We start from the raw sequence: 26,606 nt of genomic DNA on the forward strand, positions 1-26,606 counted from the left end.
TTTCCGGTATATATCATACCATATCACGATGAGATGGTAACGGTCTTCGTGTTCTGTTCCCATTTTACAGTCAGTCCAAGCTGCTCTGAAACGAGTCTGAGAGGGACTAAAGTCCTACCACCAGATACGTAAGGTGCTACTGTTGCACTTTGTCTTTTGCCATTGATGATAAATTCTTTCTGGCCTACAACCAGATCAATCAGCTTGCCACCGCGCACGACGGTAACTCGTTGATTTTTGCTATCCCAGCTCGCTTGTCCGCCAAAAGCATCCAATACATGCTTGATTGGAACATATGTTGTACCATTTTTCAGTACTGGCGCAGAATCGATTGCCTTTTTCGTTCCATTTACGGTCATAGATTTCTGTCCAAGCACCAATGAAGCAGTTCCTGTAGGCAAGCCCACTTCACTGGATTTGGATGGCATGGTGAAAGCAATGTTGTCAAAAGCAACCGTGCCTGTCTTCGCACGCTCATCCTGACCTTCTTCCACATTCACCACATAAACCCGTTTCAGCTTCGCCGGATAAGAAATATTCAGCCCATTCAGGTCCACGTTCAGTTTTTTCCAACCATCCCAATCAATTGCCTTAGCGAGATCGGCATATACCGTTTTGCCACTGGCATCTGTAAATTCGGCACGCAGCCAGTTCAGGCTCTTATCTCCCATAACATCCATCGACATGGATGTCGCTGTTGCAGATACCTCTTTGCCAGTGGAACCGTTCAATTGGGCATATGCATACATTTTCCCTATTCCTGCGGTCATGTCATAGCTCAGCTGCAATACCTTGGAGCCAGCTTTTTCACCTGTTCCCGCTGTCACGGACGCCGATCCAGTTACACCTGATGCATTGGTCGTGAAGTTGATCGGGTAGCTAACATTCTCGAAGTTCTCCCATATCGTTTCACTTGCCGCAGCGGAGAGCACAACCACCGTGCTGTAGCCATCATAACGACCGATCGCATAGCCAACTTGAGCGCCAGCGTTCACTGAGGATACGGTTAATTGGTCTGCAGACACTTTACCTTTGAATCCAATAAACTCCCAAGTCAGCGAATCCGCCGGAACTGTCACACTTTGTCCGTCTTTGGTCTTCGCCGTTACTGGAATGGAAATCGTTGTACCCGCTTGAAGCGATCCCAAGCCAGATCCTGCTGTCAGCGAAGCCAGTTCACTTCCGCCCAACACGGTAACTTTAATGGAAGATGAAGCTCCATTGCTTGTTGCAGTCAGCGTCACTGTACCTGGTTTCACACCTTTGATCGTTCCATTACTTACACTCACGATGCCGTTGTTGCTCGATTTCCATGTCATCTTGATATCGCCTGTAGCAATCGGGTTGTAGTAGGTGTCATATCCTTTGGCTGTATACTTGCCCTCTTGCCCTACCAGCAACGTTTGGCTGCCACTCACGGCAAAGCCCTGCAGCTTACCTTCCGGAGCCGTAGAGAACACGCCCAGCGTGTTTACGACCTGACGCTGCTCTGTACCGTACTCCGTGTTGAACGTAAGCCCTGCTGTCTCCTCACCAAGCGGACGAGTTACCATCGTTGTGGAGCCGCCTCCGTCCAGATTCATGCCTTTCCATACACCAATGCTGGTCATGAAGGATTGCAGTTCCGTCAGCGACAAACCGCTGCTGTTACTGTTTTTCTCCGCTGCAATAATGTAGACATACCGACCATCTTGAGAGTAGCCGACTGCTGTTCTCGCACGAATGCCACCGATACCGGAAGCCGCAATATCGCGGGAAAACGTAGCTGCCTTGCCACCATTCACCAGAATGGTATGACCCCCGATCATCATCTGCAGGTTGCTTGGATCAACGGTCTCCCCCGTCGTTTTGGCTTTCAGCTTGTAATCTGCATTCAACGTCTGCCCTACCGCCAGGTGAGTCATAATCCATGTCGCTGCCGTTCCATGCGCACGCAAAATGTACCCATCTGCCGGCACCGTCATGTCTAACGCCTTTTTATCGGAAATTTGGGTAATCACACCGTTCTGCACAAGTACCTCGGTTGGTGTTGTGGAAGGATCATTCGGCCGCTTCGTTGACGTCCAAGCTGGTGTATAAATATACATCGAATTGGCATGACTGTACTTCACCGAGCCCGATTCGACCGTGTAGTCCTCTTTATTTATCCCACGCAAAGCAAACGTTGAACCATCATCTGCCTTCACGGTGCCATCGAATGAATATTCATCAATCATTGGCTTGCCGTCCTTGGTTACGGTGAGGGCATACATCCCTGACAGTTCGGATGGAGTAGATACGAGGACCCCATCCGAGACCTGTCCACCGATTGGGGCAAGTTCCCCGGATACATTGAAATAATCGCCGTTCACGGCGGCTACTGCACCATTTTCCTTAGCCATGCCACCCGTGCTTTGTTTACTATTCAGATTGCCACCTTTGCCTGTCATGACATCCAGCTTCACATAGGGATTTTGCAAATCCACTTGAATGACGTCTGCCAGTACGTTCACCTTCGAGCCGGAACGTGTTGTTGTATAATTGTATTTCATTAACTTCGCACCCGAAGTCAGAATTTCTTCGCTCAGTTTGCTTGTTGTTGTAGAGGCTGCTGCAGCCACCGACTGCCATAAACTTCCCGACCACACCTGTTGTCCCGCTCCCAGAACCGGTGCAATCCAGATCACGCCTGCCAGCGTCACAATCGCCCATTTCTTCGCCTTGCTACCCTTAACGTCGTTCAGCCGTTTCCCTTGTTTCCCCAGCATGTTTGAAACGTCTCTCCCATCTTGTATATCAATCTTAGATATCACGATCTCTACCATGTGGCAGCAGACAGCGAGATTTCTAGTATACTCTTCTATTAATAGACTACTTTTTGTGGAAAAAGTTACGCCTAGAGCCTATATTAGCACTCATTGATTAAAAATATGGATTTCAAGCTTATGTTTTGAATTTTTTTCTGAATTCTAATTTCGTAGTTAAATTTCATGTTCCTTACAAATGCCCAAGAACTATCTCATAAAAAAGAAGCATATCAGCTAGTTTTAATCTGATATGCTTCTTTTTGAGTCATAATATTTTTTTTTATTTTATAGATATCCTATTTTGTTAAGCATGCGCTTTAGCATGACTGCTGCCTGCGCTCTTGTTGCGTTTTCCAAGGGCTGAAATTCCGTTTTAGTCACCCCTTGAATAATTCCTGTCTGTACTGCTTTAGCAACAGAATCTTTGGATTTTATACTTTTGTTATCCTTGAATTTAGATAAGGTGTCTTTAGCTGATGATTGAAGAGTCGCTGATTGCCCAGCATATTCCATCCCCCTAATCATCATAATTGCCATCTGTTCTCGGGTTATTAAGCTATTGGGTTTGAACTTATTGTCCTCAACCCCCTTAATAATTCCGGCTTCTGCCGCAGCTCCAACATAAGCAATCGTTGTACTATTCCCATTAAGATCACGGAAACGTTGCGCAGCTTCACGATTCCCTTTCAGACCCAGCCCTTTAGCAATCAATTCCGCAAATTCTGCTCTCGTAATTTTCTTATCTGGCTTGTAAGCAGTAAGATTGTCGGCACTAATGATCCATTTTGATGCCAACTCTGTAATAGCATCACGCGCCCAGGGCTTTGCATCCGGGAAACTAACCAAATGAGTTACAGGCACTACAATCTGATTGCCATTTAATTGCCCTTTAGCAATTATTCCAGCTGTCGTGTTTCTGAATGTTGTTGGTACATAGGATAAAGTCTGTGTAACTGGATCAACAGCAGTCATACTAGATAAGGTTGTTGACGTGTTTCCAGGGAGTTGCATCCAAAACTGGCCTTTGATGTTCTGTTCTACATTTTGTCCGGTATTACCATTGTAAAGATCAATATGGACTTCTGTTACATTAGCCAAACGTTGAGCGTTGAAACTTGACAGCATGTACTCCAGCGTTCCTAAGGAAAAAATAGGAAGAGCCTCCAACTGTACGTATAATATAGCAGTACCAGGAGCAGTCGTTATACCTGCACTTTGTCCCATAGACACAACATCTAGTTTGGAAAAGGGAACGATCCACACACTGTCACTATACTTAATTCCAATTGAACCCGACCGATAGTTTGCAGCCATCCGAGAGAGTGTATGAAACGGGATGCCAACAGAAGCAGTCGCCTCACTTTCTGGTACTTCAAACATTACGGGTTGATTTAATTTCCCGCTTGAATAAGCATACTCGAATGCTTGGGCAAGCTTCGTCTCATCTATGGTAAACTGCCGCGTAGAACGATTATTGCGTGAAGTTGAGGTTTCTACAGAAGCCGTATCATTATTCATTACAAACATCGCTTGCCCAAATCCGGATTCAGCAGCACTCCATTCGGTGATCCAGGAAGGTTTTCCCTCCAGTGGAGTGGTAGTAGGAGTAGAGCTTACACTTTGCTGCAACGTCAGTGGGCCGAATGCCCCTACTTCAGAATTAAGAGCATCTCTAAGCGAAACTAAACCTGGGGCATAGCTAACTGTACCCGTCTGGCCCGCAGTTACCGAGCTTGGTAATTTCAAGGTAACGACTGAGCCGGATACAGATGCTGAGTTAACGGATACTGTGTTGCCACCGATCTGAACATTGAACTGAGAAGGTGTTAATACCGACTCTGTCTTTAAAGCATGACGGAAGTTGATAAGTATTGTGTCTCCTTGAAGTACACCCGACAAGATCGTTCCGTTTCCGTATGTATACTTCACGGGGATTAAATCCAAGTATCCAGCAGGGTTACCGTTCAGGTCCGTTAGACGGCTCGCCCCCGGAACGTAAGACAGCGTAACGGTCTGTGTGCTCGTCACCGCTGAAGCGAGTGTAAGTGTGACAATATCATCCTCGATTTCCGAATCGTTTACAAACAAGGCTTTGCCGTCTACCAGTACGGAATACTGACTTTTCAGTGGCTTGTTCGATCGACTTAGCGGCTCGTTATAACGAATCCACAATTTATTGCCGCTAACCTCTGCACTCTGGAATTCAGGATTCTTGGTATCGATGCTATTACGAACGTAAAAGCCGCTAAAACCCGCAAGAGCCTGACCGCGGCTATCCTTCACAGACCATTCACCCGGCTGATAGGATACACGGACGACTTCACCATTCGTGATCGAACGACTCAAGTTCAGAGTAACAAGAGAGCTGTTGTTAGTCGACATACTACTTACACCCACTGCTGACCCATCTGCAGTCACACTGAATTGTTTAAATGTTTCACTAGAATTAATATATACGGTCTCCGGATAATAGAGATTAATCGTATTATTATAGGCACTACCTTCTCTTGGTTTGGACATAATCGATTCAAGACTGTTCTCCACATCTCTGGCCGAGAAAGCAGCGGCGGAATTCAGAGATAAATCCTGAATCTTGCGCGTTGATGATCCAGGAGAGTAAGCAATTCGTACCACTTGCCCTACAGCTACGCCTGTATCTAGTACAACATAGACGCTATCCCCAGACACATAAGACGTGCTCACACTTCGTGACTCCCCGTTAACGGTAACCGTGAAGCTTGAAGTATAAGGATCTATACTAGAGAGCAATTTATCATAAGTGAGACGAATAATAGTATTACTGTACATTTTAGATGTCTTTAGAACCGGAGCCGTTCGATCCAGCGTTAATGTTCTGAATGTCCAAGACGACGCTCCGTTCAGCCCCATGTATATATTTCCTGATTTGTCCTGTAATACCCCTCCTGGAATGTCCACGATATAGCTGGTATTACTCGCTAGACTATTTAGCGGAATGATTCGTAACTGTCGATTATTCGAACTGTTCACTGCTGTTGTTGTTGCAATTACTGCACCACTGGCATTTCTCAGCGACACTGATCCCGGATAACGAGGATCCAGTTCTTTGTTAAACGTAACTATCAACTCTCCTGTCAGCGCCACCTCACTTGCTCCATTAGTCGGTGAAAGGGAAGATACTGTTAAGGAAGTAGGATCAGATTGAAACACTTTAAAGTTCCATCCATTAAGTCCTGTTCCAGCAACATCGTTCCCCGCCTTATCTCTCAAAGCCCCTTGAGATATACCAACTGAGTATGTAGCATTATTGGAAAAACTTCTTATAGGATCAATCGTAAGTGTATTCCCACTAATCACAACACGAGGTTGCGTTAATGTCATATCATATTTCTCAAACAGCACACCATCTTCGAAAATTTCAATTTCTCCCACACCAGCCTCAATAGGATTGCTATAAGTCACCCGTAAATTTGAGTCTCGTGCTACGGATACTGCACCGTTAGCTGGTGAAAAGGAAACCGCCGTTGTCGCCCCTACTCCCTTGGTACTGAATGACCATGCCTCCTGATTCAATCCATTAAAGGGTTCATTAGCTTCAAATTCAAAAGATTTACCACCAATTCTAATTGCGTAATACCCACCTTTAAGAGATTCAGGTAGCTGGAAAGTAATTGTTTTTCCTACATCTGGAGTTCCTGGCGAGTCAGGAATGAGGTTCACCCCAGAACTCACAGGAACCTCAGCTACAAGCCGTTCCTCCGGCAATCTGTATATGGATATGTTCTCTTGCGTTCCTACAACTTTTTTAACCGGCTTCTTAAAAACAAGAATAAATGGTGATGTACTATCAGCATTGCTTGCTCCTAATGCTGGTACGGAAGACTCAATTCCTAAACTTGTCAAATCATCAGCATACACTTTACTTTCTTTCCAATCAAAACCACTATACCAACCTTGCGTGATCAACAACGCAATTAATAACCCGATGATCCCCTTACGGATCAATCCTTTTATGCTCACCTTTCGTTCCTCCTCGTCCATATTCATCTGTCTGAACAATGTATAGACCTCTTTATGTATTTCGGTTAAAAGGAAATATTTGATTAGTGAATAGTTATAATATGTAAATTTATTTTCTTTTCCTAAGCTAAAGAAAATACGAATATCTAAAGTAAAAAGCCCCTGATTCCATATCGGAACCAAGGGCTTCTATTGATGACTTTATCGTTAACTTACAGACCTGCTTGCTCTTTCAAAACGTCTGCTTTGTCCACTTGTTCCCAAGGTACATCGAGGTCTGTACGACCGAAGTGACCGTAAGCAGCCGTTTGTCTGTAAATTGGGCGACGCAGATCCAGCATACGGATGATGCCAGCCGGACGAAGATCGAAGTTGTTACGCACAAGCTCAACCAATTTCTCTTCGCTGACTTTGCCTGTTCCGTATGTATCCACGTTGATCGATACCGGGTTGGCTACCCCAATCGCGTAAGCGAGCTGGATTTCCACTTTGTCAGCAAGACCTGCAGCAATAAGGTTTTTCGCAACATAACGAGCTGCATAAGCTGCGGAACGGTCTACTTTTGTTGGATCTTTACCGGAGAACGCGCCACCGCCGTGACGTGCATAACCGCCGTAGGTATCTACGATGATTTTACGTCCAGTCAGGCCTGCATCTCCTTGAGGTCCGCCAATAACGAAACGTCCTGTTGGGTTGATGAAATATTTAGTCTGCTCATCCAGCAATTCAGCTGGAACGACAGGCAGAATTACGTGTTCTTTGATGTCTTTTTGGATCTGCGCAAGTAGAGTCTCTTCAGCATGCTGAGTAGACACAACGATTGTATCAACACGTACCGGTTTGTCACCGTCGTATTCAATCGTTACTTGAGTTTTACCATCTGGACGGAGATATTCCAATGTACCGTTTTTACGCACTTCAGCCAAACGGCGAGCGATACGGTGGGACAATGCGATTGGCAAAGGCATGAGTTCAGGTGTTTCGTTGGTTGCAAAACCAAACATCAGGCCTTGGTCACCGGCACCAATATTCTCTGTCTCGCGAGCCATTTGTTCCGGGTCACGGTTCTCCAGAGCTGCGTTAACGCCTTGTGCGATGTCAGCAGACTGCTCGTTCAGAGAAGTCAGGACTGCACAAGTATTATAATCGAAACCGAACTTGGCACGAGTGTACCCGATTTCCTTAATCGTATTACGAACGATGGACGGAATGTCCACATATTCAGACGCGGAGCTGATCTCACCGATGACAAGCACAAGTCCTGTTGCTACGGAAACTTCGCACGCTACACGAGCGTTTGGATCATTCGCCAGGAACGCGTCCAACACGGCGTCCGAGATCTGGTCGCAAATTTTATCCGGATGTCCTTCAGTTACAGACTCCGATGTGAATAGATGTCGGCCTTTAATAGACATTGAAGTTTCAACCTCCCATAACGAGTAGTATGGCGATTGCCCGAACAAAACATTTACGTTGATTCGTTCACTGTACCCTCGAAAGCTTTCCGGGCGGAATAAGGACGCAGGGTCCGCAGTTACGAAGATAAGGATTTTTCAGGTAATGGCCTCAACAAAAAATCAACCTTTCCCTAGCGGAAAAGGTTGCGTACCTCAACTGCCATCTTAACGTATTTGTCAAGACGTGTCAAACAGATTGGGATAAGGAAAACACCCTATAAGTGCTGCTGTGCCTGGCGAATCAGCCTTTTTGTAATCTCTCCACCAACCGATCCATTCTCACGGGAAGTCAGATGGCCCCAGCCTTTGTACTGGCCATAGGAGTGATCACTTACCTCACCCAGTTCAGAACCAAATTCGGTATCTGCACCAGCAAGACCTCTACCGCCATATCCCACATTCAGACCAAACTCAGCGGCAATTTCATACTTCATCTGATCCAGCATCTGACGACTTTCGGGTACCACTTTGCGGTTGCTTCTAGCCATGATTCCTGCACCTCCGGTTATTGGTTGTGTACAGTTATAGAGTGAGCAGGAACAGGGCTGGCTAGCCGTATTAATGTTTGTTAGAACTGGGTAATCTCAGCAATCCTTATTACGTAATGTTGAATAATTTCAGGTTACAATGCTCAAACTACTTCAAAGAATATCCACCGCGAACCATAACGGTCAGACTATATTTGTTACCCTCAAGAACTGTAATGCCTCGACCATCCTTTGGAAAAGAAAGTAGGTGATTGGTCGGTGCTTCCTGACCATTCGTCAGGTCCACCCCGTCCGTCAGATCGGCTACACCATTTGTACCTTCACTGACGATCACAGCCTTACCGCTACGTACGATGAACTCCGCACCAGTTGCACCGATCAACTGTTGACCTGGTTTCACCATAACGATCTCAAGTGCATCCGAAGCACCGGATACTAATGGAGGAAGCGTGGTATCGCCACCTGAATTACTTGAGTTTCCAGTTCCAGTTGAGCCGGTATTGCTACCATTGCCTGCATTACTCTCTGCACCACTACCGGTATTACCGCTACCTGTGGAGATCTTGCCCCCCAGCGCCTGCTGAATTTGTTGATCTACATAACTTTTGGTGACTACAGGATCATCTGCTGTTCCTGGTTGAATTGTGCCTGCACCTATTGCCGTATTGCTGTATACTGAGCCAACCCATACGCCAACACCAATTGCCAGCGCAGCCAGGGATACTTTCATATAAGGTTTCATGTGATTTATTTTCCTCCTCTGGAAATCTATTAACTTTAACTATAGAGAAAAAATGTTGTGGGGACAAGCAAAACCTCGCTCCCGATTTCTCGGGAACGAGGTTTTGTCTGTATTCCGCTATAGAAGTATAGATAATCTATCTACTTATTATTTTGTATTGTTGTTGCCGGAACCCTCTTCCGGAAACTCTGGTTCTTCTTTTGGCAGTTTGGACACATCGTAGCTGTATCCTTGCTCTGCAAGGCGAATCCGTTGCCCCTCAAACACATCATACAAAGCTACACGATATGAACCTCCGCGTATTTTATCAAAGACCGTGTCATCGATGCTCCAGTTGAGTGTCTGATTAATACCCGTTTTCAGATCAGTACCCGGCGTGAGCTCTTTATCGAACACTTTACCAGATCCATCTGTGAGAGAAAGAATCAATTTATGTCCGTATTCACCGCTGTCCACGGCCTCTTCCTGGGTTAACGAGTAAATCATCTCAATCTGTACCGCTGTACCACCTGTGAGATACGCTCTGATATTGCTGCCAGAGAATTTGTACGGATACAAGTCGATATCATTCAGAGACGACAGGACAGGTAAGGATTTTGGCTGCACCTCAAATGACATGGCATTAACATACGCCGTTGCTTCACCTTCGCCGGATACAAATTTGTTGTCAGCCACACCTTCACCCACGATCAGTCGCATATCGGATGTTGACGTTACACTCTTCGGTACTTTGGCCCAGAAGGTCACAACACTCTTCTGACCCGGTCCTGGTACACGATCAGCTTGTTTAGCCGTTGCCTTGTAATACTGGCCATCTGCTGTTTTATAGTATCCTACTAATTTCGCAAGACCGCTCTGACGCAATGATTTGTTCGTCATTTCGAATTCAGTATAGACAATATCGGACGAAGATCCCGGATATACATAGGTTCTGCGTACACCCAGCTCGGTTTCTTTTTCTGCAGTACCTTGAGTAAAGGTCTTCCCTGCACCTACATAAGAAAGTGGTTGAATTAAGCCTGACGTACTGAGGGTAATCCAATCATTCGTTTCTTCTTCGCTTACCTTCTCTAGCAAAGTTACTTCCAGACGGCTCATGTTCAATTCCGATGGGATTTTGGTCAAGAGATAAGCTTCTGTTGTCATACCTGGGCCGAGCAACTTACCACCTTGCGCACGAATCAGCTTCGTATCTCCATCAATCCGTGCGGAATCGATAGTGAACATCGCTTCCAGTTCAGGTAATTGAACCGTTTTGGCCGATGCGTTACGAATGGTCACCTTGGCAGCAATAATATCACTGTCTGTCCATGGCAGGCGTTGGAGAGAGCCGACAGACACTCCGAATGTGCCTTTGCTGTTCTTGATCACCGTTTCAGTAGTAAGCCCATCTCCACTAGTTACCGACTCTGGAATAGCATAGATTCCCACAGGATAGGAGAACTCAAAGCTACTAGCATTCGTGTTTCCTTCCTTACTTTCTTCTTTCGTTATCGGAGTCATGGCATACAGTTTAATTTTGCTGGTATCCCCTTCACCTTGAATGGTAGTGATCAGCTTAATCGTCTTGGTTGCACCTGGCTTCAACTTCAGATCATCCAATGCCTTAGTCTCAATCGGATAAGATGTACCATCTGCTGTACGGATCTCTAATGCGTATTTAGGAATCTTTACTTCTTTCTTCCCTTGGTTCTTAATAACCCATTGCATCGTTAGATCGTATTCTTCATTTTCTCCACGAACACGTGCAGATTCAAGAAGTGTGGATACAGGTTGGCCATCAATAGAAATGATATTCGGTTGGTTTACTGCTGTATCTACATTAGATTGACTAGCTTCTGGCAGTTGCAAAGCGGCCACAGGAAGGGCTGTCTTCTCTTCGCCTTGTTCTTCCACAAGCAGCAATTCGGACTTTTCGAGTTTCAACGCTGTGGGTAAAGAGGCCATTAAGCTCAATGTTTTATTGGCCTGCGCCTGAATGCTGATACCTGTACTGTCTTTGTCCGGCGTTAATGGATAATTCGTGCCATTCGGTGTACGCAAAATCCATTTGATATTCGGATTATCCAGAAGTTTATAGCTAATGTTATTGAGGTTCACGCCAACTTTGACGTATTGCTTCTTATCTTCACCTGGATATACTTTGATTCCGGACACCTTAACTTTGACCGCTGAATCACTCAAACGAACCGTTTTGGTCTTGCCTACAGGTGTGGTAATGCTATATGAAGCTGGAACGTTAAATTTACCCAAAGTGCTTTCATAGTTAGGTTTACTGAAATCCCATTTCACAATGAGGAAGTTCAGATCACTCAGCTTAACCTCACGTCCAACCTTCATGACGTATGTGAGATCAACCGTAGAACCAGGCGATACCGTCTTTTTCTCCTGATCCTTGGCGATCAGTTTCGGAGAGAAAATCGTCCCGCCTTTGGTCTTCACTTTGCTCCAATAATCGAGCATCATCATTGGTGTGCTGTCATTGTTTTTATAGGTCAGTGTATATGTTACCGTGTTCCCATCGTCTTGAGACAAGAGATTCACATCCGTTAATTTCACGGTACTCCGCGCAGTGACTTTCACTGCTGGAACGTTGGCCAATGTATGTACTACTTTTGTAACTGTGGATGTTTGTTCTTTCTTCGATGTTTTATTTGAACTCGTCGACGTATTCGCAGCTGCTGCGATACCTCCACTTGAACTGATCAACAACATACTTGCCATTAAAGTCATCATGACCTTTTTATGATCCACTTCCAAACCTCCCATAAGTTGCTTGTTGCTATATAGTATAAACGTTTGAGAGGGAGAGAAAGTTACGATGTTGTTGGTTTTTAAAACGAAAAAAGCTTGCCCTATAGGGCAAGCTTTTTTCGAAAAAATAATGATTAGTTAGTAGTAACAGTGATTGTTTTGCTTGCAGCTGCTGTATCAGCAGTGAAGATCACATCTGCACCATTATTAGTTACGTCATAACCGTTCAAGTTACTGAAAGCAGAAGCGATTTTCGCAGCAACCACGCTTGCAGTGTCTCCATTAGCTACAGACACGTTTACTGTAGTTCCTGCAGAAGCAGCATCGTCTTTGAAATTCACTTTAATTGTTCCAGCCGCAGTTGCTGCAGAAGCAGTAACTTTTACAACTTGTTTAGTACCTGCAGAAGCATCTGTACCTGCTGTAACTTCATCAACAGTACCTGTAACACCTGTAGCAGCATAAGTAGCAACAATGTCAGCTTTATTACCAACAGTAGTAGCTGTGAACGTTACAACATTTCCAGCAACTGTGGAAGTATATCCAGCAATTGTTGTGTTTTTAATTTTAGCAGCAACAGCATCTGGCGTAGTTTCTACTGCTGGATCTACCGCTACAGTTGCTCCGCCGATAGTCAAGTTACCAATAGCATTTGGAGCTGTAGCAATTGTTAAAGTTTGAACTTCTTGAGTACCAGCATTTCCGGCTGTACCAGCTGCTACTTGGCTAACTGGAGTTGTAGTTACACCTGGACTTACAGGAGTAGTACTTTCAGTTGTTCTGTAAACAGAAGACTTAGCAGCAAATTTAGATGGATCTACGCTGTTACGGATCAATGTTGCATCCTCAGTTACATTTACCAAGTATGCATATCCGTTCGGATTAGCCTTGCTAACAGTAACAACAATTTTATTACCATCTACAGTTGTTGTGTAATCGTTGATAGCAGACAAACGATCACTAGTAGCATCCGCTCTTACAATACGCAATTGTGCACCAAGTTCACTTTGCACACTTGCATCAAGATTGGTTGTAAATGGAATTTCAAATTTGTTACCAACCAATTTAATAGTGTTGTCAGTCAATGCACTCTCATCAATTTTAGGGCTAACTTGACCAGTAGTTGCAACACTCAGAGGACCAGTGTATTTATTACCAGCATAAGTTTGCAATGCATTGTTAGAGTTGATAGTTACAGCACTATTTGCATTGATGTCAGAAGTTGTTTTCAATGTCACTTTGTTGTCGCTAATGGAAACAGAAGATACTGTTGTTCCAGCTACTGCAAAGTCAGATGCTGTAGCATTTACTACTGGAAGATTGAAAGCTACCTCAACTGTTCTGGAATCTTTTTGAGTTCCAGTTGCAGTGTTGAATGGAGTAGCATTCAGACCAGCATTGTTCAATACCGTTTTAGTATTGATGTAGCCTGTAGCTTGACCTGTTGTAGATTTCAAACCTACTACACTTACATATTCAACTGTTTCTGGGAATGCCACTTCAGAACCTTGAATAGTTTCTGGGAATACCAGAACAACAGTTTTACCACCATTGTTTACGTTCAATGAAACTTCAGCTGGCAACGCAATTTCTTGCAATTGGCCTGTTCCATTTTTCTTGAATCCAATGTAATAGTTAGCTTTGTTGCCAAGTGTAGATAGATCAATTGCTTTATCGAATGTCAGAGCTACGCGCTTATTAACGCCAGATTCGTTAACATCGATATTTGCAGCTTTTAATGCCGGGGCAGCGCTATCACTAGCTACAAATGTACCTTCATAAGGTGTCATAGTGTTTTTCAGAGCAGTTTTGTCCTGAACACCAGAAACTTTAAGGTTATAAGTTCCACTATCGAGATTAGAATAGAATTCAATATTGAAAACTTTGCTATCCGAACCAGATGCAACAGTTACATTTCTTACAGCAATATCGTCACTACCTTTTTTAACTGTGTAGTATTTGATATCATCAGCAGTAACTGCTTTATCAAAACGTACAGTTAAACGGTTCGCAACTTCTGTGCCGTATGAAGCATCAATCAACTTAGGTTGAATCAGGTCTACACTTGCAGTAACTTTATGCTCTTTTGTAGCATTAGCGTTACCGGAATAGTCTTTAACATCAACATAAAGTGTAGTTTCGTATCCTGGCAGACGGTTTTCAGTGAAATCAACTTCATACACGTTACCAGAAATTTGAGTTGCTTTACCTACTTTTTTAGTAGTTCCGGACAACCAGTAGAAACTTTCGCTGTTAACTGTTTGTGGATCGATTTCTTCATCGAAGGTAACAGTTACTTTTTCCAAAGTAGCAGTAATTTCAGTCACTTTAGGACCTTCGTTATCAACCGCAACTGTGAAATCAGTAGTAGAAGCCAAAGATTTCAACCCAGCATAATCTTCAATCATAGAAGTTGTCAATTTATGAGCACCTTCGGAGATTGTTCCTGTGTAATCACGCAGGATCACTTCTCTATCGTTAGCACCCAGAGTAACGTTACCAACATAAGCTTTGTCATCCAATTGGAAGTTGCTGCTTGCTGGTGCTTTGATTGGCTCAGAGAAAGTTACTTTGATAACTTTAGTTCCCAGCGCTTTAACTTCTGTTACTGTAGGCAGAACATTATCTGCAGATGTGAAGGAAACTTCACCTTGTGGTACTACAGTACCTGTAGAAGATTTCACGTTTTTAACAACAACTTTGTAAGTTGTTCCTTGAACAAATCTGCTGGACTCATTCAACAACACGCGAGCTGTTTTACCATCAGCCAACAAAGTTACAGATTTAACAATTTTAGAACCACCATCTACACTGTAGTTAGCTTTATCAGTTGCAGTAGCTTTGTCTACTTTACCGTCAAAAGCAACTTCTACTTCTTTCAGGTTAGTGGAAGTAGCAGATTGTACTTTAGTTGCAGCTTCTACAACATAAGTAACTTTTTCAGTGAAAGATTTATCTTTGTAAGTAAATTTCACTTCAGTTTCTTTGTTAGCTTCAAGAGCTTTATCCAAAGTAACTTTTACAGTTTCGCCGTCACTGATTGTGAAAGTAACGACTTTACCGCCTTCACTTACTTCGTATTTAGTAACTTTCAAGCTTTGCGCTTGGTCAATTGCGTAAGCAGCGCCTACAAGCAATTCACGGGAAGCGTTAGCACCGAAGTTAGCTTTAGAATCGATCAAACCAGCGTTGATTGCTGCTTGAACATAACCTTTAGCCCAATCAGCTGCATTGTTGTTAGTTTCAGCTGGGATTTCCAGGTCAAGTGCACGAGTCAAGATGGTAGCCATCTCGGAAACAGTTACTTTACCGTTGAAGTCGAAGATTTTCTTCTCAACGTTTTTACCTTCCATGATACCCGCAGCAGTTACTGCTTCGATGTAAGGTACAGCCCAGTTTTTAGCTGTGTAGTTTTTGTCAGTGTAAGAAAGAGTTCCAGTGATCTCTTTCAGACCCAGCAATTTAGTGATGACTTTAGCGAACTCAGCGCGAGTCATGTCTTTATCCAAACCTGCAGTACCATCTGGGTAACCAGAGAAGATACCTTTTGCTTTCAATGCATCAAACTGTTGTTGTGGTGAAACTGCTGTGTCACCGAATGCTACAGATGCAAACATCGAGAATGCCATTGCTGTAGACAATGCTACGGATAAAATTTTCTTCATAACCTTTTTTTCTCCTCCTTGGGTGTTCATAACATTTGAATTTTCTTTAATAGGGTCGCTCGTATTCCTCATATATTGTTGCACCCCCTTTCCAGAGTTGTGAGCAAGTTAATATAAATGATGTCTGTGAGCATATCACAGAAACTTGTAAACTAGGTTGTAAAGCAGAACCATACGAAAATAGAGTAGTTTCCTAATCCTACCTTCGTATTATACAATGGGTCTTCCGAGTCGTAAAGCAATTTTTTCTAAAAAATAGACAAGATTCTTCACGAGGTCATTCTTGGTAACAGGCCCAATGTTTTTGACTCTACATCTTAAACGCAGCAGATTTCAAAAAGTTGCGGATTCCACAAAAAAAGTTTTGAATTTATTTATGTATAGGTACAGTGCGGGTAAGATAGCCATTCAAAACCCATATAAAACATTGATACGACTGTGTTCTTTCCAATATAAAAGGTGCTTCTTCTATGTTGCCAACGTTTATTTATACCCAGAGTTTCACACTATGAAGCGACAAAATCCACAAAAAAAAAAAATAAAAAGCATCCCTGAATGGGATGCTTTCGTACTATTCTGGTTATATAGGTTAGCGAATTTTCATCGCAAGGTCGATAATTTGAGCTCGCATCTGCGGATCACTGTTCAATCTCAGATACATATCATCGATTGGTTGTCTGTTCTCACGATACGTTTTCTCATGCTTCATCGTCGTGTGAGACCATTCAATCAGTTCATTCTCAGCCAGAACCAGATTGTTATACGCATCATGGAAGCCAGTAGTCTGTACAAGCCCTTCCATCACTTCCTGAGAGATCTCCTCCGTCTTACGTGTATCTTCCAACTTTTTCTCCAGAATGACTGCCTGCTTCTCGAACTGTGTCTTTGCCTTCATGTAGCCCAGCTGGGCTCTCGAATAAATCGGTTTCATTAGCTAACTTCACCCTCTAGATCATTGTGTATTTACCGTTATTGTATCTTAAACTCTAGCAAATTACAAAAATAGTTATTGGTAAAAAACTTATTTCTTCTATTATAAAAGTGTTCTTTATCAGTTATATAACACTCATAAAAAGGACCTGCCCCTTTAGCGCAAGGGACAGGTCCTTCCTAAAATGCATCCATGCTATCACATAAATTAACTCAAGTTTTTAGGAAATACTTTGGTACTCTTCTTGAGCAATTCAACCGCGATCTTACCTGCTTCTGCACGAGTCAGGTTTCCTTTCGGGTTAAATGCATACTGTGGTTTGCTTTGGCCGGTAACTGTTACAGGAGATCCTTCCATGATCTTCGCTTTGGTAACGGCTTGTACAGCAGGACCCGCGTAGTTCTCCATGCTGCCCGAGTCGATGAAAGACTTGGCCAATGCACTTTGGAGCTTGTTGTCATTTGCAGCTAATTTGAGCTCAAGTGCTCTCGCTATCATGACCGCTGCCTGTTCACGTGTGAGAGGACGATCCGGCCCAAACACACCATCGGTCAATCCTGTAATGATACCTGCTCTGGCAGCTGTCTCAATACTGTCATAATCCCAAGTATATGAACTTGTTCCAGGCGCCACATCTGTAAATGTTCTTCTGCTATCAGAAGTAATCGGAAGATTCAATCCTTTTACCAAAAGTGTGGCAAACTCTCCTCTGGAGGTCCGATCATCTGTTCCAAATTGTTCAAAACGCAATGGTGCCATAAATCCTTTGGCGTATAATGCATTAAGAATATTTCTGGCCCAACCGTGGTTCGTGATATCGTTGTAACTTCTTCTAAGCTTCATGACCTTATAGTACCCGAAATTATCGAACGGAACGGTTACTGTATGCTTCTTGGAATCCACTTCTCCACCAATACGTTTCCATTCTCTACTTGAAGAGTAGTAGAATACCGAGATTGTGGAGCCCGCGTCATCTACCACGTTAGAATCGTAAGTCAATGTCAATGTACCACGTTGAGATGGTTTGATTTTGCGCTCAGTTGGTGTTAATGGGTTACCATACAATGAATCTATAGTGTATGGACCTATCCCATTTGTTGGTTCTTTGTAGTTGTCAGTGCCTCTTGTGCCCGACTCCCCTAAACCTCCACTAATCCAGTAAATGTCTGAAATCGGACTAAAGTTCACAGAATCTCCCGTGATTGCCGAGAACCTTCTGTAATAATCATCCGGTACGCTTAATGGATTGGGATCTCCTTCTTCTGTTTTGAAACCAACAATACTTCCGTAATCGTTACGACGTTCCACAATACCAGTATTCGGATCTGCAATACCAAACAACAGTTTGTTATTAGGATAGAACTTTGCGATTCCACTGGTGTCTAAACTTTCCATTACCGTCCCTTTGGGGAAGCTTAGCTCAAGCTGTTTATTGAAGGCAGAGTACTTAGTGGCTACTTTAGGAGCCATATACTGTGAATCCACTCCGGTAGCACTAGTATAGTACACTTCAATTGTATTCGTTGTTTTCACACCATTACGATCAATTGTTAGTTTAATTTTGTTCACTTTATCGGATTTGAGTCCAACATAATCAAGAGCAAAACGGTCCGTTTCTGTTCCTTGAAGCTTTTTAGCTGTCTCTTTATCAATAATAACGGACGTTGCTCCCTCTGCCTCAATATCAAAATGAACAAAGTTTTTGTTGACAACAATCTGACTACCTGAAGTAGGTTGCGGAGCTATAATACGATAACCTGCAGCTTCTCTGACCACTTCTACTTTTTGACTTGTCTTTGCTCCAGTTTTGTTGTAAAGGTCCAGTGTGTAGATGTATGTCCCTGGCGTCTCAGCTTTCAGATCTCTTAACCGTACAACAAAGTCCTTTTGATTTCCGGCACGATCCACAATAACGTTACCATTGTTCAGGGCATACTCCGGAGAAATTATTGGATCTGCCCAAGTTGTATTACCTGCCGATCCTTCTGGTATATTCACGTCAAAAATAGTTTGAGTCCCCATACTCAGGCTCATTCGAATAGCCCCTGCACCACGTATTGCCAAGTCGAAATTTTTAAGGCTGGTCGTGTATTTCTTGTCGGCAAATGTGAAATCCGTGGACAGGTTAAACAGGTTTTTCACCCATTGATCATCCGGATTATACGGATCAAGGAATGTGGAGCGATTTTTACTTGGTGCCGGCTGGAAATTGTTGATTGTCGATACATTATTATCATTAATGTATATGCGCAATTCTTTGGTTACTTCATTCAGCTGGCCTTTCTCTCCAGTTCCTGTACCCGTTAATACGATGCGGTTTTCCCCAAAGAATAAAGGTCCATTATCCCCGTCAATGTCAATTTGAACGTCTTTAAAGCTTCCATCCGCGCCCAAAGTCAACTGTTTTTGAGTCGTGTTTGCTGCAGGATGTGTCGAATACACTTTTACACCATTTGCGAAAATCTCTGCTACAAAGTACTTGCTATCTAATGTTGCAAAGTCAACGTACTTACCTTCAACCAATAATTTATCTGTTTTTTTGGAGTTCATGTCATACGTCTGACCATCCGTCAGGTTGCTCACGAAGATGTAGTTTTTGGATGCAAACGAGATCGTCGCATTACGACTTGATGTTGATCCAGCAAACTTGAACTGAACGGTTTGATTTCCGTTTTTGAAGCCTTTGATTTGATAGATGTATTTAGTTGGTGATACTTGTATCGGTGGTGAGAGCTCAATCGAGCTTGTGCTTCTTGGAAGATATTCGGCTGTCAACACACTTCCATTAGGATTTCTGCTGGTTTCTACGAGGATATAGAAATCCGCAGAAGTGACACTTGAACCCGAAAGAGGCACCCCTTCTGGTGCATCACCAGAGCCGCTATAGTCCTTAAGATATTTTAAATTCGTAATAACCGTTTCATTCTCTAGATATTGAAAATTCATATTTACACTTGCTGTGTTTTTTCCATACTTCACACTCAACGAATGATTTTGCAAGCGATCGATCGTAGTATTAGGGGCAGTTCCTGATTCTGTAAACTTCAATGATGGTATTTTAAACGAAATCAGAGCATATGAAGGCGTGTTGATTCCCACACTAGGAATGGGTTCAATTTTTGGAACAATGCCACTCAATGCGCCATCCACCGAGATTTCAGGAACAGCAGTTGTTTTATCATCCGGCAAAAGTAATTGAACAGTTACACTGGCTTGTAAAGGGTCACCTCCATAAGTAGGCCTTTCCGAGAGCATACTCTGCGATAGTCCATCCGAACCCTCATTCAAATCCAGTTGAGAGAATGGATTTTCCTCATCATAGTAGAGAAGAGAATAAGTGTATTTATTTTTGTCTACGCCGCTTTCAATTGTGATGATTAGATCATTCTTGCCTGCCTTCAATCGAAGCATTGGCGAGAAAAATGTGCCATCTTGTTGAGACAATGCTGTTGGTAATGCCTCACCATTATTCAAACTTACTGTTACTTTAGAGGAGTTGTGGGCTACACCTTGAATAGTCACATCACCCGTATCTACAACAACCTGTGATCCTTCATTTAGATCAAGATTATCGGCTCCACCCAAAACTTGCAGCTTTTCAATGTATGGTACAGAGTCATACAAGATATAGAAGCTTTCAGAACGTTCGCTTGGTCCCTGGGAACCGGTAAACGTTACTTTGTTCATTCCGGGAAACAATGTAAGTGTTGCTTTAAAACGATTGTCTGGCCGATCTGGATCAACCGTTACAACCGCTGGTGCTACTCGCGTGCTGTCTGGAACCCAAGTGCCATCCTTTAGATTCATCAGTTGAACGTTGGCACCCAATGTAGAGCCTGTTACGTTAGTGAACGTACCCGTTACCGCCTGTTCACTGTTAGTTACAACAAAAGCAGTTGAACGTGATAGCACATCCAAGCCAGTTCCACTCATTTTGAGACCTACTGTATTTTTCAATTGGACGTTCCCAGCATTATCTGGAGTAAAATAACTCGTCTGTCCTGCCGCCGACGCGACTGGTGCAAGGCCTGCTGGTATTAGAGATACAACCAGTGCCACCATCATCAGCCAAATCATCGGCTTCTTCGTACGCTGCATGCAATCATCTCTCCTCTATTTAAGTCAGTTAACTTTTTTATCGGCCGAAAGGTTCCAATTATTTAGTAAAAACAGCAAAATAAACAAAAAACCTTGTCCACAAGGGACAAGGTTTGGGTCTGAAAGAATATTCAATAAGATCAGTAAACGAGCGTTTCTATTTAGGATTTTGAACGGGTCTCCGGGTTCAACTTGACGCGCATACGCATCAGGAAGTTAATGACCGGCCTTCTGGTTTTACTTACCAGTCCGATGACTTCTGCTCCCACCTGGAGGAAGAACATCATGATACAGATCACGACGAACGTTACCCAGTTGGCTTCGAACATCGCAGCGGAAGATTGGATAATCGCCAGTACACCGAAGAATGCGGCAATACCGTAAATGATCAGCACTGTCTGACGGTGACTGAATCCAAGTTCACGCAAGCAGTGATGCAAGTGACCTTTATCCGGTGAGAAAATCGGTTTCCGTTGTACCGCACGACGAATGATCGCGAAGAAGGTATCCGAGAGCGGCACACCGATAATGATCAGCGGTGTAATGAAGGACACGACAGCAATTTGTTTGAAACCAAGCATGGACAGCATTGCTAGAGAGAAACCAAGGAATAGTGATCCCGTATCCCCCATGAAGATCTTGGCTGGGTGGAAGTTGAAGAACAAGAATCCCACAATACTACCAAGCAGTACAAGACACATCAATGCAATCATCATATTACCCATCAGGAAGGACATCACGGCAATTGTACCAATGGCAATACCGGATACACCAGCAGCCAGACCATCCAGACCGTCAATCAGGTTAATCGCATTTGTTACACCAACAATCCAGAGAATGGTCAGCGGAATGGACACCCAAGCTTCCAATGAAGAATAGGAATCCTGAAAAGGAATATTAACGAAGTCTACACGGATGTTAAATCCGAATACGACTACAGCAGCAGCAACAATTTGTCCGAGCAGCTTCACTTTGGCTGACAGTTCAAAACGGTCATCCAACGCACCAATCAGTACGATGATCGATCCACCAATCAGAAAAGCACTGACAAAGCTCATGTCTCTTGTCGTAAACCATGCTGACACAAAAGGAAGCAGTGCAGCAACCGTAATGATAAAGGCCAGGAAAATCCCTAGACCACCAAGACGCGGCATAATTCGAGTATGCACTTTACGAGCATTCGGCGTATCCATTGCTCCAATTCTGACTGCGAACTTTTTGACAAGTGGTGTCAGGGCAAGAGCCAGTCCCATTGACACGATAAATCCAATGATAAAGATCGCTACCATTTGAACATTCGACCCCCAATTATAATACCTGTAAGAAATTATAAATCCCCTGATCTCTTTTTATATATAAATTATTGTTCGTCACTTTTAATAAAAATACCATTTGCACCAGAACGGAGAGGGCAGAAATAACCTGTAGAAGCGAAGCGTTCGCCTTTATCACGAGATTTCAACCTTAGAAAGGTTGATAAAAGAAATCCAGGGATAACAGCGATCAAAAGGTTATTCTGACATCGGAGTGGCCATGTGCAACTAAACGTTTTTATTTGAGTGGCACACATGTAATCCGGAATGAATTATACGCTGATCACAGGTGAAATGCCAACCTCAATTTTTAGCAAAAACGTGCATTTTACGCGTAATAGCCTAATTTTAACGGACTTTAGTCACGTTTTCTTTGTCCCGCATCACTTTGACAGCGAATTTCGGAAGCGCAAGCATTCGGCCAGCCCGACTAGGTTCGCGAAGTAGACGATAAAACCATTCCAGTCTTAACTTTTGGAACACTTTAGGTGCACGTTTGGTTTTGCCCGAAATCACATCAAAGCTGCCTCCAACCCCCATGGTAACGGGAACTTGAAGCGCATCTTTGTACTTGTGAATCCACGGTTCCTGCGTGTCTGCCCCACGTGCAACAAACAGCAGATCAGGTGCAGCTTCACGGATGGAAGCGACAACCTGCTCGTCCTCAGCCGGACCAAAATAACCGTCACGATAACCTACAATTCGAATCGCCGGATATTGCTCTTGTAACCGAACTGCCGTTTCTTGAATCACCTCAGGTGTGGAACCGAGCAGATACACGCCCCACCGATAGTTTTCTCCAACACGCAGCAATTCATGTAAAAGCTCAAATCCAGGCACCCGCTCTGCCACAGGCTCCCCACAATAATTGGCAGCCCATACAACACCTGTTCCATCGGGAACAATCATTTCTGCAGATTGCATAACCTTCATCATCGCTGGATTCTCCAGCGCGGCCATGACCATGATGGGATTGGCTGTAATGACTTGGTGCGGCTGCTTTGTAAGCACTGCTTGGCGTAGAACCTCCACCGTTTCATTCATCGTTAGTTTGGAAAAAGGAATACCATAGATTGAAACGGTAGGTATTGGTCCGGTCTGATTCATCTTATTTCACCCTTTGCGGCCTAAATATTTAATAATTTGCTGAGCAGGCACTTTGGCTTCCTGCTTCAATTCGGTAATGCCTTCTTCATGTTCCTTCAGCCACTGTGAACGCTGATCCAACAGGTTAGCCACTGTCTTCGCCAGTTTATCCCCATCCAGCGCATCCGTACTGCCCACGGTTTCACTATCAAGACGCAGCATGAACTGATCAATCTTCGGATCATACGAGATACCAACAGGAGGAACATACTGTGAAGCTGCATAGATCAGACTGTGCAGACGCATGCCGATAACGACATCACAATTGCTGACTTCCTGAAGCATCAGTTGGGGATCAGTGAGATCCTTGGTAATGCTGACCTCGCTACCTTTGTTCCCCAGATCACCGAGCATTTCCATGACAAACCTTGAAGCCTGTTCATCAATCGGTAAGTGAAACGGCATAAAGCGCAAGTGAACGGCCTTTTTGGAGCAAAGCTTCTTAAGTCCAGCAGCAATGGCTGTAAGCTCTTTACGATCCGACTCCCAGAAACGTACGGATACGCCGATCACCGGGAGTTTGGTATGAACGCTTGCTCCTTGAGCATTAACCGCGATTGAACTTACTTCTTCCGCTTTGGCTTCAGGCAACGGCAGACCCATCACCGGGTCAGGAACCACATGAATCTGATTCCACTGCAATCCGAGCCCGCGCAAATATTCAGCAGATTGTTCATCACGCACAGATACATAATTACAGGCTTTGAAGACCGAACGAATCATCGGATTGAAAATTTTGTGATTTACAGGTCCAATGCCCTGCGCATAAATAAATGTTGGTTTTTTCAACCATTGGGCCAGTTTGATGACGCCCAGGTAGTAAGGGATAGATTTCAGTCCAGTTGCATCCTGCAGCAGACTTCCTCCTCCACTTATTAAACCATCACTTTCCTTGATCGCTTCGCGAACTTCCTTCAACTTCATCCGATGTACTGAACGTACACCATACATTGAAGTGGTCCACTCCGGATCACCGGAGAGCACAATCGGCTCAATCGTGACATTCGATCTGTGACTCTCCTCTTCCAGCGCAGTCAAAATTGACTTTAGTACCGCTTCGTCTCCACTGTTGTGGAATCCGTAATATCCTGAGATGACTAACTTTTGAGAAGTGGTGACCATTTTTTCCAACATCCTTCCGCTACTTGCCACACACCCACAGCAACGATACCGAAGATTAAGCCAAGTCCCAATCCCATCACTCCACGAATGAGTGACAATACAGCTGGCGTATGGATATGCGCGAACGTATCCACCATGGACAATTGTCCAATTGCTGCAATAATGAGCACAAAGATGACTTTACGATATTTTAAAGCGGCGAACACGCCAACGATAAACAGCGGGTGTCCCAGCATAAATTCTTTGAATCTTGGCCGTACGCCAAATGTGTCTTCCAACACAACACGCAGGAACATCTCGAAAGGCGTAACCGAACCCGAGTTGCCTGTACGGCTCAAATAGTAATACCCAACAACGGCAGCAACAAGTGCCAATATAACCATAACTACAGTGATTGGTGTACGCAACAGTTCTTTGACTTGCTTAATGGAGAACGAACCCGAACCCCGGTAAAACACAATATAAATTGCTACCAGCGCCATAGGTGCAAAGTGCAACAGGCTAACGCCTCGGAACTGGTTGATAACCAGACTGTACGTAATGCTGTTCAGCAATGCGATGACAAAAGGCACCGCCAGGAACGACAGAATCGATGTTCTTACATATAAGAATAATGTTTGTGCCAGTCGACGACCCGCAGGCGCGTCTGGCTGCCGCTGCTGCTGATAGTTCACTGTACGAACCGCCAGCACCATCGCAATGGTTGGCGCACTAATGGCTACCAGTAATGCAATTCCTTGCTCCAGCAACGTCGGTTTGAGCAAGAATAACCCGGCACTACCCACCAGAGCCAGTGCAAATACAAGCAATGTCAGCAGTGGTACAAAATATGAAACCATAAGCGTAATCATTGCGATTGCACCAATCAAGGCAACCAGCTTAGCATAACGCTGAATGGAAGAATCCTTAACCGTGAACGCTTCAGCTTGTCCGAGTTCGAAGCCGTGTTTACCCATACGTTCAATCGCATGACCTGGCTCACCCAAACTATTGATCAGATTATCAATTGGATTGGTGATCATGGCTTTGGCCGTATTCCGACTTGGCGAAGCATTCATATAGATCATACGAATGTTGCGGTCTTTGGTAGCCAAAACAAAACGGTCAGCAATGGTGTCTACATCCAGATTGGCATCCCCATCACTTAAGGAGTACAGACGAGTTACATTGTAGTCAATTTTATAGGAGAGAGTCTCAAAACCGGATTGTGGTTTCTTCAAATTCTCAATAGCCGCCAGTCCAATATGGTGCTTGTTCAGCAACTGGGCAAACATATCGATACTCTTCATCTCTGCATTATCATTGTACCCTTTCACAGCATCACCATCAAACAAGATGCGCTTTACCCCATTTTCTTCGAAGAAGGTAAGCAGGCGTTCCATGGATTCCTGATTATAAGGCACACTGTCTGAAATCCGTGGCAAAATGTAAAATCCTTTATCACGCAGCATCTTCACGGCAACCGGATCTGGTTGCAAAGGCTGCATGTTGGCATTCTCCGGTGGAGTCTGCAATATTAAGCCGCTACGACCTTCATATTCCCATGGAAGCACAGGAATCTCCCGATCGGCGAACGTTTGTTCAATGATAGGGGTATACGTTTGTGCATTTTCCTCATTTGTGAATAGAACATACGTGTAATTATCGTTAGCAGGAATGACATTTTGGGTCATGTTCGCAAGATCCTGCCCGTTATATACCATCAGACGGCGGGACTTCTTCAACTCATCCAGTGTACTTTCGAACACCGCCATGGTTGTCACTCCGGCGTCTTTCAACCGAGTCAGTTGTTCATTCATAAAGTCTTGCGGATGGGCCTGATAAGCCGAGATATCCAATAGCCCCCGATAATTGAAGACAAGCTCCACCTTTTTGGCGGAAGATTCCGTCTGCACCCGATCACTGATGACAGGGATGGAAGCAATCAAACCGATAATGACAACAATCCACAGCCACTTCCGTGAAGCGGTATTCCAATAAAGCCATTTTTGACGCACTACATGTACCTCCTCAAGTGTTGGAACCAAATGCACGTTCAGCTCATGATTTTCATTGCAAAATAGTGAATAAATACCGGATACAAACAGCTTGTGTCAACAAACGTG

13 protein-coding genes are annotated in these 26,606 nt (G+C 44.0%); all 13 read right to left on the reverse strand.

Annotated elements, in window-relative coordinates; genetic code table 11:
• Positions 1-23: 23 nt before the first annotated feature.
• Positions 24-2,747, reverse strand: coding sequence for a stalk domain-containing protein (locus tag BMW94_RS23560; RefSeq protein ID WP_091001287.1), 2,724 nt, complete (start codon positions 2,745-2,747; stop codon positions 24-26).
• 324 nt (positions 2,748-3,071) lie between these two features.
• Positions 3,072-6,968, reverse strand: coding sequence for an Ig-like domain-containing protein (locus BMW94_RS23565; protein WP_139209407.1), 3,897 nt, complete (start codon positions 6,966-6,968; stop codon positions 3,072-3,074).
• 29 nt (positions 6,969-6,997) lie between these two features.
• Complete coding sequence (metK, locus tag BMW94_RS23570; protein ID WP_063567744.1) at positions 6,998-8,200, reverse strand: methionine adenosyltransferase; 1,203 nt, start codon at positions 8,198-8,200, stop codon at positions 6,998-7,000.
• Positions 8,201-8,457: 257 nt separating this feature from the next.
• On the reverse strand, positions 8,458-8,730 hold the full coding sequence (locus BMW94_RS23575) for an alpha/beta-type small acid-soluble spore protein (RefSeq protein ID WP_053782866.1): 273 nt from the start codon (positions 8,728-8,730) through the stop codon (positions 8,458-8,460).
• Between the two features lie 148 nt (positions 8,731-8,878).
• Complete coding sequence (locus tag BMW94_RS23580; RefSeq protein WP_091001289.1) at positions 8,879-9,472, reverse strand: hypothetical protein; 594 nt, start codon at positions 9,470-9,472, stop codon at positions 8,879-8,881.
• Positions 9,473-9,619: 147 nt separating this feature from the next.
• Positions 9,620-12,226, reverse strand: a complete 2,607-nt coding sequence (locus BMW94_RS23585) for a hypothetical protein (RefSeq protein ID WP_091001290.1) — start codon at positions 12,224-12,226, stop codon at positions 9,620-9,622.
• Between the two features lie 134 nt (positions 12,227-12,360).
• Complete coding sequence (locus BMW94_RS23590) at positions 12,361-15,963, reverse strand: Ig-like domain-containing protein (protein ID WP_091001291.1); 3,603 nt, start codon at positions 15,961-15,963, stop codon at positions 12,361-12,363.
• Positions 15,964-16,480: 517 nt separating this feature from the next.
• Positions 16,481-16,822 carry a hypothetical protein gene (locus tag BMW94_RS23595; protein WP_091001292.1) on the reverse strand — a complete coding sequence of 114 codons (342 nt, stop codon included), beginning with the start codon at positions 16,820-16,822 and terminating at the stop codon, positions 16,481-16,483.
• A gap of 207 nt (positions 16,823-17,029) precedes the next feature.
• Complete coding sequence (locus BMW94_RS23600; protein WP_063567740.1) at positions 17,030-20,920, reverse strand: S-layer homology domain-containing protein; 3,891 nt, start codon at positions 20,918-20,920, stop codon at positions 17,030-17,032.
• Positions 20,921-21,081: 161 nt separating this feature from the next.
• Positions 21,082-22,209: a glycosyltransferase family 4 protein gene (locus BMW94_RS23605; RefSeq protein WP_091001293.1), complete on the reverse strand. Its 1,128-nt coding sequence runs from the start codon at positions 22,207-22,209 to the stop codon at positions 21,082-21,084.
• Positions 22,210-22,581: 372 nt separating this feature from the next.
• Complete coding sequence (locus tag BMW94_RS23610) at positions 22,582-23,340, reverse strand: WecB/TagA/CpsF family glycosyltransferase (protein WP_091001294.1); 759 nt, start codon at positions 23,338-23,340, stop codon at positions 22,582-22,584.
• Positions 23,341-23,346: 6 nt separating this feature from the next.
• A complete protein-coding gene (gene csaB / locus BMW94_RS23615; protein WP_091001295.1) occupies positions 23,347-24,501 on the reverse strand; it encodes a polysaccharide pyruvyl transferase CsaB in 1,155 nt (384 codons plus the stop codon).
• The gene (locus BMW94_RS23620) at positions 24,477-26,498 is read right to left on the reverse strand and encodes a DUF5693 family protein (RefSeq protein WP_091001296.1); all 2,022 of its coding nucleotides are present in this window, start codon (positions 26,496-26,498) and stop codon (positions 24,477-24,479) included. The genes csaB and BMW94_RS23620 overlap by 25 nt, the downstream gene beginning before the upstream one ends.
• Between the last annotated feature and the right edge of the window lie 108 nt (positions 26,499-26,606).

Source organism: Paenibacillus sp. OK003 (assembly GCF_900109515.1).
GTDB classification, from domain to species: Bacteria; Bacillota; Bacilli; order Paenibacillales; family Paenibacillaceae; genus Paenibacillus; species Paenibacillus marchantiae.